The sequence below is a fragment of the Malaciobacter mytili LMG 24559 genome (assembly GCF_003346775.1).
GTDB lineage: Bacteria > Campylobacterota > Campylobacteria > Campylobacterales > Arcobacteraceae > Malaciobacter > Malaciobacter mytili.
This window is the reverse complement of the sequence record NZ_CP031219.1, coordinates 1343329-1357540: the sequence shown is the minus strand read 5'-3', so window position 1 is coordinate 1357540 and position 14212 is coordinate 1343329. Positions and strand designations below refer to the sequence as shown.

11 protein-coding genes are annotated in these 14212 nt (G+C 28.7%); 9 read left to right on the top strand and 2 right to left on the bottom strand.

What is annotated here, in order from left to right:
• Positions 1–258: 258 nt before the first annotated feature.
• The 7 genes from AMYT_RS06855 (at position 259) to fumC (ending at position 9968) form a co-directional block, all read left to right on the top strand.
• Positions 259–1392: an HpcH/HpaI aldolase/citrate lyase family protein gene (locus AMYT_RS06855; protein WP_114841810.1), complete on the top strand. Its 1134-nt coding sequence runs from the start codon at positions 259–261 to the stop codon at positions 1390–1392.
• Positions 1393–1407: 15 nt separating this feature from the next.
• Complete coding sequence (locus AMYT_RS06850) at positions 1408–3927, top strand: aldolase/citrate lyase family protein (protein ID WP_114841809.1); 2520 nt, start codon at positions 1408–1410, stop codon at positions 3925–3927.
• Positions 3928–3937: 10 nt separating this feature from the next.
• Complete coding sequence (locus AMYT_RS06845) at positions 3938–4990, top strand: MaoC family dehydratase (RefSeq protein WP_114841808.1); 1053 nt, start codon at positions 3938–3940, stop codon at positions 4988–4990.
• A 24-nt stretch (positions 4991–5014) separates the two neighbouring features.
• A complete protein-coding gene (locus AMYT_RS06840; protein ID WP_114841807.1) occupies positions 5015–5998 on the top strand; it encodes an HpcH/HpaI aldolase/citrate lyase family protein in 984 nt (327 codons plus the stop codon).
• Between the two features lie 44 nt (positions 5999–6042).
• Positions 6043–7533, top strand: a complete 1491-nt coding sequence (locus tag AMYT_RS06835) for a fumarate hydratase (RefSeq protein ID WP_114841806.1) — start codon at positions 6043–6045, stop codon at positions 7531–7533.
• 132 nt (positions 7534–7665) lie between these two features.
• Entirely contained in the window at positions 7666–8502 is an 837-nt protein-coding gene (locus tag AMYT_RS06830) for a DUF5718 family protein (RefSeq protein ID WP_114841805.1), read from the top strand.
• 68 nt (positions 8503–8570) lie between these two features.
• Positions 8571–9968, top strand: a complete 1398-nt coding sequence (gene fumC, locus AMYT_RS06825; protein ID WP_114841804.1) for a class II fumarate hydratase — start codon at positions 8571–8573, stop codon at positions 9966–9968.
• Between the two features lie 20 nt (positions 9969–9988).
• Here fumC and AMYT_RS06820 read toward each other — a convergent pair whose 3' ends face one another.
• The gene (locus AMYT_RS06820) at positions 9989–10552 is read right to left on the bottom strand and encodes a flavin reductase family protein (protein ID WP_114841803.1); all 564 of its coding nucleotides are present in this window, start codon (positions 10550–10552) and stop codon (positions 9989–9991) included.
• A gap of 59 nt (positions 10553–10611) precedes the next feature.
• Positions 10612–11358: a fructosamine kinase family protein gene (locus AMYT_RS06815; protein WP_114841802.1), complete on the bottom strand. Its 747-nt coding sequence runs from the start codon at positions 11356–11358 to the stop codon at positions 10612–10614.
• A gap of 136 nt (positions 11359–11494) precedes the next feature.
• Between AMYT_RS06815 and AMYT_RS06810 the strand changes: the two genes are divergently transcribed.
• Together AMYT_RS06810 and ligA are read left to right on the top strand one after the other, a co-directional pair.
• Entirely contained in the window at positions 11495–12202 is a 708-nt protein-coding gene (locus AMYT_RS06810) for a class I SAM-dependent methyltransferase (RefSeq protein WP_114841801.1), read from the top strand.
• Between the two features lie 63 nt (positions 12203–12265).
• Positions 12266–14212: an NAD-dependent DNA ligase LigA gene (gene ligA / locus AMYT_RS06805; protein WP_114843163.1), complete on the top strand. Its 1947-nt coding sequence runs from the start codon at positions 12266–12268 to the stop codon at positions 14210–14212.

Here is a 14212-nt window from a genome sequence, read left to right as displayed (position 1 = left end):
ATATTTTTCTCACATTGTGAAACTATTTTTTTTAAAAACTCTACAAGGCTTATTTTATGGTTTCTACAAGAATTATAAATATTTTCTTAAATTTTTTATTATATGTAAAAATTATGTTATGGTTTATTTTATGTATGGATAAATTGCATTTCCATATTACAGAAACCCTGTAAAATCTCAAATTTTATTAGGTGCGATCCACCTAATAAAATGTTTTTTAGAATAAGTTAAAAATAATAAAAACAAAAAGGTAAAGTTATGACATCATCACATTTAGATTTATCAAAATTAACAGCAAATGATGACTTAACGCCAGTGCTAGGTGGGTACTGGCCAGGTATTCAAATATACTATCCCCCAATTAAGTTCAATCCATTAGATGGTACATATGAAAGTATGGAACAAGCAAAATTAAGATTACAAAAACATGCATATAAGACAAAAGCACATACTGTACTTTTTGACTTAGAAGATGGTTGTAGACAAAAAGCAATGAGTAGAGAACTTCTTATTCAAGAACTTCCAAAGTTCCCACAAAGAGATTTTCAAATTGCAGTTAGAATAAATCCTTTTAGAACTGAAGAGTATGAAGAGGATTTAAAAATGTTAAAACAAATTCATAAATATATAGATGTAATTGTTTTAGCAAAAGCTGGAGAGGTTTATGGAGATGCTGAGATTAGAGACTTATCTTCTTGGTTAGTTTCTATTAATGCTAATTTAACAATTCAACCAATTATTGAGCATCCAAAATCACTTCAAATTGCATCAGATTTAATGGATTATTCAACGGTAAAACATGTAGTATTTGGAATTCATGACTTTTCTAAAGCAATGGCTTATAAAATTACGCCAGAGGGTTGGATAGATGAGTTAAAAACATTTTTTAATATTCTTACTATGGAAGCAAGAATTAAAGGTGCAGGAGTTATTGGTGGGGTTGAAGTTTTATTAACACCAAACTCATTACCTGATTCATGTGTAGAGAAAAAAGATATTAGAAGATGGTTAGATTTACATGGAGATGAAGCATCAAGACATGTATATGCTCACGCAAGAAAAGAGTGTGCAATGGGACTTACAGGAAAACAAGTAATTACACCTAATCATATTAATGTATGTAAAGTTGCATTTACTCCAAGTCCAAATGAAATTGAACATGATGTTGCAGTATTAAAAGCAGCAATTGAAGCAGATGCTTTATTAAGTGGTGCGATTAGATATGAAGGTGAGATGTTAGATCCACCAATGTTTGGAAAAGCATTACAAAATATTTTAAGAGCTTATGCTTTAAGAAGCCTAAGCCCAGAACATCAAGAATTTGCATTAAATGTATTAAATAGAATGCCAATTCATACATTTAGAGAAAACTGGCCATATGGTCAAATTTAGTAAGGAGTTAATATTATGAGTTCAACAATTAAAATTGAAGTACCAGAATTTTTAAATATTGGTGTTGCTTGTACTTCTGCTCATCTAGGAACAGAAAATGAAAACAACACTGCTATGATTATTGAAGATGATAAATTAGGAACTGATACAATAACTTATAAAGAGTTATCAGAGAAATCAGACCAAATTTGTAATTTCCTTACTAGTATTGGGTTAGAAGCAAGAGATAGAGTTTTAGTATGTTTAAAAAACTCTTTAGCTTACCCTATTTCATTTTTTGGTGCAATTAAAGCTGGAATTATTGCTGTTCCTACTTCTACACTTTTAAGTGGTTCAGAAGTTAAATATCTTGCTGAAGATTCACAAGCAAGTGCCATTGTTTTATCTGCTTCTATGTATGAGAATTTAGTTCCATATCTAGAAAATATAGATAATTTAAAAACTATTATTGTTGCAGCAACAGATAGTATTGAAGGTTTTAAAAAGCCAAAAGGTATAAATGTATATGCTTTAAATGATATTTTAGCAAATACTGATAAAACACCAAATCATTATAACTCAAAATCAGGTGAGCCTGCATATTTAGTTTATACATCAGGAACTACAGGGTATCCAAAAGGTGTTTTACATTCTCATAGATCATTAGTTGGAAGAACTCCTGCTACTGAATATTGGTTTAATTTTAAAAAGAATGATAGGATTATGCACTCTGGTAAGTTTAACTGGACATATGTATTAGGTTCTGCATTAATGGATCCATTATATAATGGTCATACAGTTATTGCTTATGAAGGAGCAAATGATGCTTCTACTTGGATTAACTTAATTAAAAAACATGAATGTACTATATTTATTGGTGTTCCAACAATTTATAGACAAATTATTCAAAAAACTGATTTTACATTAAATGATTGTCCAAGTTTAAGATATTGTATGAGTGCGGGAGAGCATCTATCTACTGAGATGATTGAAGCATGGAGAGATAGATTTAAACAAGATATTTTTGAAGCAATTGGAATGAGTGAATGTTCTTATTATATTTCTCACTCTGTTAATAATCCAATTAGACCTGGAAGTGCAGGATTTGTTCAACCAGGACATATTGTAAAACTTCTTAATCCTGAAACTTTAGAAGAAGTTGGAGTGGAAGAAGAAGGGATGATTTGTATAGGAGAAGATGATCCAGGATTATTCTTAGAGTATTGGCAACTTGAAGATGAAACAGCTAAAGCTAGACACGATGGATATTTCTTCACAGGAGATTATGCTAAAAAAGATAAAGATGGATATATTTGGTTTATTGGTAGAAAAGATGATATTATCAATACTTTCGGATTTAGAGTATCTCCACATGAAATTGAAAGAGTTGTAAAAACTCATCCTTTAGTAGCTGATTGTGTTGCTTTTGGTTTAGAAATAGAAAAAGAGAAGACTTTAGTGGCTATTGCTGTAATTGGTCATAATGAATTAACAAAAGAGCAAGAAGAAGAAGTTTTAACATTTTCTCAAGCTAACTTAGCAAAATATAAAGCTCCAAAGAGAATCTTTACTATGAAAGATTATCCAAGAACAAAAAATGGAAAAGTTCTTAGAAAACAATTAGTAAAAAATCTTCACGATTTAGAGCATGCAAAAGAAGAAGGAGAAGAGATAACTGAATATAAAGCTAGAAGATCTATGCTTTTTATCCCTTCTTATAATAGAAATAATGTAGAAAAAGCTAAAACAGTTTTAGCAGATACTGTAATCTTTGATTTTGAAGCAATTTTACAAGAGCAAAGAGATGTAGGAAGAGAAGTTTTAAGAACTTTTTATAAAGAAGAAGGTTCTAAATTCGGTGATTCAGAAAGGGTTTTAAGAATTAATAACCTTGGAACAGAAGATTTACAAAAAGATTTACAATTAGCAAGAGATATAGAAATTGATGGTTTATTATTCTCTAAAATTGAGACAAAAGAAGATGTTTTAGAAGCAGTTAGAATTATTGATGAAGTTAATCCTAATTTAACTTTAATGATTATGATTGAAACACCTCTTTCTGTTTTAAATATTCAAGATATTTGTAGTGCTAGTTCTAGAGTTGAAGTTGTAGTTGCAGGTTCAAATAAACTAGCAAATAGACTTCAAATTGATATTAAAAAAGGTTCAAAAGCTATGTTTAACTATCTATCGCAAATTGCCCTTGCTGCAAAAGCCTATGGTAAGATAGTTATTGATGGACCATATTATGATGTACATGATGAGTTTGCTTGTGAAGACTCAACTAAAGATGCATATAACTTAGGATTTGATGGTAAATCACTAATTCATCCAGTACAAATTGAATATATCAATGATATTTTCACTCCAAAACAAAGTGAAGTAACTGATTATGAAGAGATGATTGCTAAATATGAAGAAGCAGCAAAAGATGGTAGAGAAGTAATTATTTATAATAATAAATTAATTGATAGTTCTAGAATTAAATGGGCTAAAAAGAAAATAGCTCTTTATGAAACATATAAATCATTAGGTCAAAACCTATTTGGTAAATAAGGAGGCTATTTTGTCTAAAATTAATTTAGGAAACTTTTTTGAAGATTTTACAATCGGACAAAAAATAGTTCATCCACTTCCAAGAACAATTACAGATGGGGATGTATCTTTTTACATCGCCCTAACAGGAAGTAGATTTGCTTTACATTCATCTGATATTTTAGCTCAAGAGATGGGTTATAAAAAGAAACCTCTTGATGATTTACTAATGTTTCACTTAACATTTGGAAAATCAGTTCAAGATATTTCTTTAAATGCAATTGCAAATTTAGGATATGCAGAAGTTTCTTTTCCAAACCCTGTATTTACAGGAGATACTGTAAGACTAGAAACTGAAGTAATTGGGTTAAAAGAGAACTCAAATGGGAAAAGTGGTGTTGTTTATGTACATTCAATTGGTTATAACCAAAATAATGAAGAAGTATTAAACCTAAAAAGATGGGTTATGGTACATAAAAAGAATCATAATGAAACATCAGGAATAAATCAAGTTCCAACTTTTGCAAAAGTTCAACCAATTGCAAAAGAGATTAATATACCATTTTTATCAAATATAAATATTGATGCTACTGGTGGAAAATATTTTTTTGAAGATTATATTGCAGGAGAAAGATTAAACCATGCAGAGGGTATTACTATTGATGATAGTGACCATACTTTAGCAACTAAACTTTATCAAAATAACGCAAAAGTTCATTTTGATGATTTTATGATGAAAAGCACTCCAATGCAACAAAGACTTATGTATGGAGGACATGTAATTTCTATTGCAAGAAGTATTTCTTTTAATGGATTACAAAATGCACAATGGATTTACTCTATTAATAGTGGAGCTCACGCAAATCCAACATTTGCAGGAGATACAATCTATGCTTTTACAGAAGTAATAGAGACTATTAATCATGAAAGAGAAGATTTAGGATTATTAAGATTAAGAACTGTTGGGTTAAAAAATAAAAGACCTGAAGAAATTGAAACAACTTTTGATGAAAATGGAAAATATTTAAAAGAAGTTGTATTAGATTTAGACTACACAGTAGTTATTCCAAAAAAACAAAAATAATAATTATAAAGAGAGGAAAATATTATGACACATCCAAATGAAGCACTATTTGAATCAGGAAAATCTTTACCAGTTATACCTTCTTGTGAGCACTTTGCAGGAAGTGAAAAACTAATTTTAAAAGCTTTTGAAATGCAAAAAAAATTAGGACCAGTTTTTGATATTACTTGTGACTGCGAAGATGGAGCAGAGACTGGAAAAGAAGTTGAACATGCAAATATGATAGTAAGAGTAGTTAATTCAGATGCTAATCCATACTCTATGGCTGGAGTTAGAATTCATGACCATTCTCATGCTGATTGGAGACAAGATGTTGATATTTTAGTACCAGGAGCAGGAGAAAAATTAGCATATATTACATTACCAAAATCTACTTGTTATGAAGATGCAAAAACACAAATTGAGTATATTCAAGCAAAATGTAAAGAAGCTGGAATAAGCAAAGAGATCCCAATTCACGTTTTAATTGAAACTCATGGGGCATTAAATGATGTTGAAAAAATTGCAACATTACCTTGGTTACAAGTATTAGATTTTGGATTAATGGATTTTGTTTCTGGATACCAAGGAGCAATTCCTGCAATTAATATGAGAAGTCCAGGTCAATTTGACCATAGATTAATTGGTGCAGCAAAAGCTAGAGTTTGTCAAGCAGCAATTCAAAATCATGTTATACCTTGTCATAATGTAACACTTGATTTAAAAAATCCTTATCAAACATATAAAGATGCAGAAAGAGCAAGAAATGAGTTTGGATTTATGAGAATGTGGTCAATTTATCCAACACAAATTCAGGCTATTGTAGATGCTATGAAACCAGACTTTACTGAGCTTGAAGATGCACAAAATATTTTAATAAAAGCACAAGATGCTGAGTGGGGACCAATACAGTATGATGGTGAGTTACATGATAGAGCTACATACAGATATTTTTGGGAACTTGTGCAAAGATCACACTTCTCTGGACAAAAATTACAAGATGAAGTTGTAAAAAGATTTTTTTCATAAATAAGTTTGTATAATAATGTCACTTCGTAAGTAAAAGGAAAAGAATGAGCGTTATTAAAGAGCAAGATATTATCGACAGCATCGCAGGTGCATGTCAATATATCTCGTATTATCATCCAGAAGATTTTGTTCAAGGAATGGTTGAGGCATACGAAAAAGAGCAATCAGGGGCAGCTAAAAATGCCATTGCTCAAATTCTAATCAACTCAAAAATGTGTGCAATGGGTCATAGACCCCTATGTCAGGATACAGGTTCTGTAAATATTTTTATCAAAGTTGGTTTAAATGCAAAACTTGAATTATCAAAAGAGTTAGAAGAAGTATTAAATGAAGGTGTAGCTAAAGGTTATACTGACCCAGATAATACTTTAAGATATTCTGTTGTAAGTGACCCAGCAGGTGAGAGAAAAAATACAAAAAATAATACTCCAGCAGTTATTCACTATAGTGTTGATAACTCAGATAAGATTGAAATTACTGTTGCTGCTAAAGGTGGTGGTAGTGAAAATAAATCTAAATTTGCTGTATTAAATCCATCTGATTCAATTTATGATTGGGTTATGGACAATGTAAGACAAATGGGTGCAGGATGGTGTCCTCCTGGTATTTTAGGAATTGGAATTGGTGGAAATCCAGAAAAAGCTATGCTTTTAGCAAAAGAGTCTTTAATGGAACATGTTGATATTCATGAACTAAAAGCAAGAGGTCCTAAAAATGCCATTGAAGAGTTAAGATTAAGATTATATGAAGATATTAATAAAATTGGAACAGGAGCACAAGGTCTTGGTGGTCTTACAACTGTTTTAGATGTTAAAATCTTAGATTATCCATGTCATGCTGCTTCATTGCCAGTTGCAATGATTCCAAACTGTGCTGCAACAAGACATATTCATTTTGAATTAGATGGAAATGGAGCTGCTAAATTTGAAAAACCATCTTTAGATATTTGGCCAGATTTAGAAATTCCAATGGATAGTGTAAAAAGAGTAAATATTGAAGAATTAACAAAAGAGAATTTATCTCAGTTTAAATCAGGAGATACATTACTTTTATCTGGAAAAATTTTAACAGCAAGAGATGCAGCTCATAAAAAAATTGTTGAGTATAAAAATGCAGGAAAAGCTCTACCAAATAATTTAGAGTTAAAAGATAGATTTATTTATTATGTTGGACCTGTTGATCCAGTTAGAGATGAAGTAGTTGGACCTGCTGGACCTACAACTTCTACAAGAATGGATAAATTTACTAAAGATATGATGGAGATTGGTATTTTAGGTATGATTGGTAAAGCAGAAAGAAAGCAACCAACTATTGATTTAATTAAAGAATATAAATCAATTTACCTAATTGCAACAGGTGGTGCAGCTTACCTTATCTCTCAATCTATTAAAGATGCAAAAGTAGTAGCATTTGAAGAATTAGGAATGGAAGCTATTTATGAATTTGAAGTTAAAGATATGCCAGTAACAGTCGCGGTCGATACTGAGGGTGTATCTATTCATACAACTGGACCACAAAAATGGAGAACTATCTAATTACAAAGGCTTAAGCCTTTGTAATTTTACTTACATTTTTATCCTTTTACACCCTCACTTACAAAAACAATCAAAAAATTATTAATTACACTATGTTAAAAAAAAGACTTATTAAATTATTAGGGAATTGTTATGATATTAGAAGATTTAAAAGATTATTTAGGATTTGCAGTTGCAGGGAATTTTGCAAATCATTTAGGAGAAGCAGGAGAAGCAGATGAGTTTTCTGTAATTAAAACAGAAGAAAAAAATGCACCAAAAGGTATCTTTCCATTTTATATAAAAGATTATGAAAGCTTTTTAGGGACATACCCTATTTGTGATGATACAATTTTAACACATGGAAAAGAGGATCAAAATCTTCAAATTGAAGCAGAAGTAGCTTTAATTTGTGATTTTATATATGAAAATGAAAAAGTAGTAGATATTATTCCTAAATATTTTAGTGCTTTTAATGATTGCTCAATTAGAGTAAATGATGGGAAAAAATTAAGTACAAAGAAAAATTGGGGAACAAAAACAAAAGGTATTTCACAAGAATTAATCCAAATTAATAGTTTTGATGAAAAAGATTCAATTTTAAATAAATTTCATATTGCCTCTTTTATAAAAAGAGATGGAATAGTTTATGATTATGGAACAATTTCTGCTGTGAAATCATATAGTTACTTTTTTAATCAATTAAAAACATGGATGATTGATAAATTTAATACCCAAGAAGATTGTGGACCTTTAGAAGAGTTAAAACCCTTTTTAAAAAATGCAAATAAAGCAAAAGGAATGCTAATAGCAGCAGGTGCAACAGCCTATACTGAATTTGGGAAACATAACTATTTAAAAAAGGGGGATGAGATTTTTGTATATGTTTATAATGCACATATTCATAGTTTTCAAGATATTATGAATGATATGAGTGGGGTTGATTTATACTTAGGACAATGTTCAAAACTTCATCAAATTGTTGAATAAATTTTTGATATTCATTCTCATAATCCACTTTTTTGTGTTATAATCAGGCAAACATAAAGGAGAGGATTATGGAATATAGAATAGAAAAAGATACAATGGGAGAGATGCAAGTACCAAATGATAAATATTGGGGAGCACAGACTCAAAGAAGCATTGAAAATTTTCCTATTGGTAATGAAACAATGCCTAAAGAGATTATTGAGGGATTTGCTTATTTAAAAAAAGCTTGTGCCGTAGTAAACAATAGATTAAATAGACTTGATGAAAATAAAACTATGGCTATAATTCAAGCTTGTGATGAAGTTTGTGAGGGGAAACTTGATGGAAACTTTCCTTTAGTTGTTTGGCAAACAGGAAGTGGAACACAATCAAATATGAATATAAATGAAGTAGTTGCTTCAAGAGCTACTGAGATTTTAGGAGAAGACTTTAGAATTAGAAAACTTGTACATCCAAATGATGATGTAAATAAAGGTCAAAGTTCAAATGACACCTACCCTACTGCAATGAGAATTGCTTTTGTTTTAGAATTACAAAAACAACTATTTCCAGCAATAAAACTTTTAAAAGATACTTTTATAAGAAAATCTGAAGAGTTTAAAGATATTGTAAAAATTGGAAGAACTCATCTACAAGATGCAACACCTTTAACTTTAGGACAAGAGTTAAGTGCCTATGTAAATATGCTAGAAAAAGCACAAGCACAAGTAGAAGATAGTATAAAATATCTTGTTGAACTTGCTATTGGAGGAACTGCGGTTGGAACAGGACTTAATTCCCATCCAAAGTTTTCTCAAATGGTTTGTGAAGTTTTAAATGAGCAAACAAAGACTTCTTATAACTTTATTTCCCATCCAAATAAATTTCATGCTTTAACTTCCCATGATGGTGAAGTTTTTTTAAGTGGGGCATTAAATGCTTTAGCTTCAAACTTAATGAAAATTGCAAATGATATTAGATGGTTAGCCTCTGGACCTAGATGTGGAATTGGGGAACTTAATATTCCTGAAAATGAACCAGGAAGTTCAATAATGCCAGGAAAAGTAAATCCTACACAAAGTGAAGCTATGACTATGGTTGCAGTTCAAGTTATGGGAAATCATACAACTGTTAGTATTAGTGCTAGTCAAGGAAACTTTGAATTAAATGTTTTTAAGCCTGTAATAGCTTATAATATTTTACAATCAATAAAACTATTAAGTGATACAATGATTGCTTTTAATGATAAATGTGCCGTAGGAATTGAACCAAATTTAGAAAATATAAAAAAATATTTAAATGATTCTCTTATGTTAGTTACTGCCTTAAATCCATATATTGGATACGAAAATGCAGCACTTATAGCAAAAACTGCACATAAAAATGCAACAACACTAAAAGAAGAAGCAGTTAAATTAGGTTTATTATCAAATGAAGAGTTTGATAAGTATGTTAAACCTGAAGATATGACATATCCAAAAGAGTAAGTAGAATTTCTACTTACTTCTTATAAATCTACCATTGCTTTAAAATAAGCTCCACATCTACCTACATTGTCCACATAAATATGAAATTTTTCATCTAATCTATTATCTTCAATAAACTGTTTTTTTATTTCTAAAATAATAGGTGTTGTTTCTCCTGGAAGTTCAATTTTTCCATAAAATTCACAAAAAAGTGCAGTTTGTGAAGAGCTTACCATAGCAGGATAATCCTCTAAAACCTTTTGAACTTCAATTTCAAATTTATCAATTTCACTTTCATCTTTGGCAAGTGCAATTGAACACTTTTTTACCTCTTCAACATTATCTTTATTTACAAAACAAATAGTTGCTTTTTTATGTTTTAATATATTTGCTAAAGTATCTTTAGGCTCCCCAGAATCTTTTTTCCCAATAGAAACAATTAAGGTTGCAGGATTACTTGAAATAGGAATAAAATATGAAAAAGGAGCGGCATTTATAACTCCATTATCTTCTGTAACAATCCAAGCAATAGGTCTTGGTACAACAGTATCTGACATAACCTTATATCTATTTAAATCATCAATTTCTTTATAATCTAAAATCATTAAACACTCCCTATTTTAATATTTATATCATAATTAAAACTAATTATAAAAACCTTAAATTACAACTTATCTATAAAGTTAAATCCATCTAAGCAATCACTTAAATAAGAATCACCAAAAATATTAAAATGATTTAAATAGTGATATAAATTGTAAATAATCTCTTTTTTATCAAAATCTTCACTTAACTTATTTATCTGATGATAACTCATATAAAAATCACTTGTAAAACCACCAAAAAGTTGTGTCATTGCAATATCAACTTCTCTATCAGCAAAATAAACAGCTGGATCAATTAAATATATGTTTTGTTTTGAGAAAAGTACATTACCACTCCATAAATCTCCATGAACTAAAGTAGGATAAGAACAATTGTCATTTAATAACTCTTTTATTTTAGAAGAATTATTATCTAAAATTTCCAAAAACTCTTTTTTTAATTTTGAATTTTTTATAAAAGAACTTTGAGTTTTTAATCTATATTCAAAAAAGAATTCTCCCCAATTATCACAAAGTACATTTTTTTGAAGAGATAAACCTATATAATTATCTTCTAAAAAACCATATTGAGTATATTTATTTTGATGAAGTTTAGCTAATTGTTCTCCTAAAATAATCATTTGCTCTTTTGTAGGCAGTGTTTTTTCAATATTTTCTAAAACTAAATAATTATTATCTACACTTACTACTTTTGGAGTTTTTAGTTTTTCATCTTTTAAAGAAGCCTTTAATAGATCAATTGCAAGTTTTTCTTTAATTAAAAAATCATCAAATTTAGAATTATTATTTTTAATAAATGTTTTCATAAACAGATATTACAAAAAACTTTATAAATGCATACTAAGGGAACATTTATATTTTAATATTTCTATAATTAATGACTATTTTATAACCAAATTGCAATTATTATTGTATGATAAATTTTTATTAAAAGGAGAAAATATGCAATTATTAAATGATAATATTACTGAAGTTCTAAATGAAGAATTTTTTGTTGAAAGCTTTAATCTAAATAATAAAACTATTTTAGAATTAGGTTGTGGAAGTGCTACTTTTACTAAAAAGATTGCTTTAAATGGAGAGAATAGAAAAATAATTGCTTGTGAAGTTGATGAAATTCAACATAAAAAAAATCTACAATTAAATATATCAAATATAGAGTTTAAATTATGTGCAGCTGAAAATATTTTAGTAGAAGATAATAGTATTGATATGATATTTATGTTTAAATCATTTCATCATATTCCTGTTGAATTAATGAAAAAAGCATTAGGTGAAATAAAAAGAGTTCTAAAGCCAAATGCTTTAGCCTATATTAGTGAACCTCTTTTTATGGGAGAACAAAATGAATTAATTGCAATGTTTCATGATGAAAAAGAAGTTAGAGAAGAAGCCTTTAAAGCTATAAAAGAAAGTGTAGATAATGGTGAATTTAAACTATTTAATGAGATATTTTTTAACAGTGAAATAACTTACGAAAACTTTGAAGATTTTGAAAAAAAACAGATGAATTTAACATATAATAATGATCATATTAATGAAGAATTAAAAAATAAAATCAAAGAAAGATTTAACTTTTTTACAAATGGTGGACAAAAAACAACTTTCTTAAAACCTTTTAGAGTTGATATACTTCAAAAGATTGTATAGTTTTATTAGGTATAATTTACTCTTTAACTTAATATATAAAGAGAATATTTTATGGTAGATATAATAACAAAAGAAGAATATGAACAAAATATACAAACACTAATAAAATGGGCACATGCTTATTATGTGGAAGATAATCCAATTGCAAGTGATGAAGAGTATGATAAACTTGCAAGAATATGCTTAGCATATGAGCAAACTTATCCAGAATTTTCCCATGCAAACTCCCCAAATAAAAGAGTTGGAGGAGTTATTTTAGAAGGTTTTGAAAAAGCCTCACATTTAAGTAGAATGTGGTCACAAGAGGATGTTTTTAATACTCAAGAATTAATTGATTGGATAAATAGAGCTAAAAAAGTAAATGAAAAACTAGAGTTTTACTGTGAGCCAAAATTTGATGGAGCTAGTTTAAATCTTATTTATGAAAATGGTCTTTTAAAACAAGCAATTACAAGAGGTGATGGAAGTATAGGAGAAGATGTTACAAATAATGTAAAAACTATACACTCTATACCTTTAGAAATAAAAGAAAAATCACTTATTGAAATTAGAGGTGAAGTAGTAATAAAAAAAGCTGATTTTAATAAGATAAATGAACAAAGAGCAAAAAACAATGAACCTTTATTTGCAAATCCTAGAAATGCAGCGGCAGGAAGTTTAAGGCAACTAGACCCAAATATAACTGCAAAAAGAAAACTTTTTTTTAATGTTTGGGGAGTAGGACAAAATAGCTTAGGTTTTAAAAATAATAGTGAAATGATGAATTATATTTATTCATTAGGTTTTGTAAAACCTCCTTTACAAAAAGTATGTAAAAATGTAGAAGAGATAGAAGAACTTTATCATAAAATTATTGCTTCAAGAAATAGTATAGAAATGATGCTAGATGGAATGGTTATTAAAATTGATGATTTAGAAACACAAGAAGAGTTAGGATATACAGTAAAATTTCCTAGATTTTCATGTGCATATAAATTCCCAGCAGTTGAAAAAACAACAAAAGTAAAAGATATTATTTTGCAAGTTGGAAGAACAGGAGTTATAACACCTGTTGCTTTAGTTGAACCAACACTTATAGATGGTTCAACTGTTGAAAGAGCAAGCTTACATAATTTTGATGAAATTGCAAGATTAGATTTAAGAATAAATGATGAAGTAATTATTATTAAAAGTGGAGATATTATTCCAAAAATTACTAAAGTATTTTTTGATAGAAGAGATGGGAGCCAAAAAGAAGTTTTAAGACCAACTACTTGTCCTAAATGTGAAAGTGAGTTATTGGATGAAGGTACATTAATTAAATGTCAAAATTTAGATTGTCCAAGTATTGTAACTAACTCAATTATCTATTTTGCTTCAAAAAATTGTATGAATATAGATGGATTAGGTATAAAAATTGTTGAATTATTAGTTGAAAAAAGAAAAATCTATGATATTTTAGATTTATACTCTTTAAAATATGAAGATTTAGTAGATTTAGAAGGTTTTAAAGATAAAAAAATAAATAATCTTTTAAATGCTATTGAAAATACTAAAGGAAGCCAACTTTATAGAGTTATAAATGCTTTAGGAATCGAACATATAGGAGAAGTTGCATCAAAACAAATCTGTTTAGAGTTTGGTTTAGATGTGATTAATGTGGATATTGATTCTTTATTAGACTTAGATGGAATTGGTGAACAAATGGCAAACTCTTTTGTGGAGTTTATGAGAGTAAATCATCATATTGTTACAAAACTTTTTGAGATAATTAATCCTAAAGTTGAAGAAAAAGTACAAATAAGTGAAAATGCTTTTAAAGGAAAAACCGTAGTTTTAACTGGAACTATGAGTGTTAGTCGAGGTGAAATTAAAAAAAAGTTAGAAAACTTAGGAGCAAAAGTTAGTTCTAGTGTATCTAAAAAAACAGATTTTGTTATATATGGAGAAGAAGCAGGTAGCAAGTATGATAAAGCTGTTAGTTTAGGAGTTATTACACTTACAGAAGAACAGATGAATAAAATGATATAA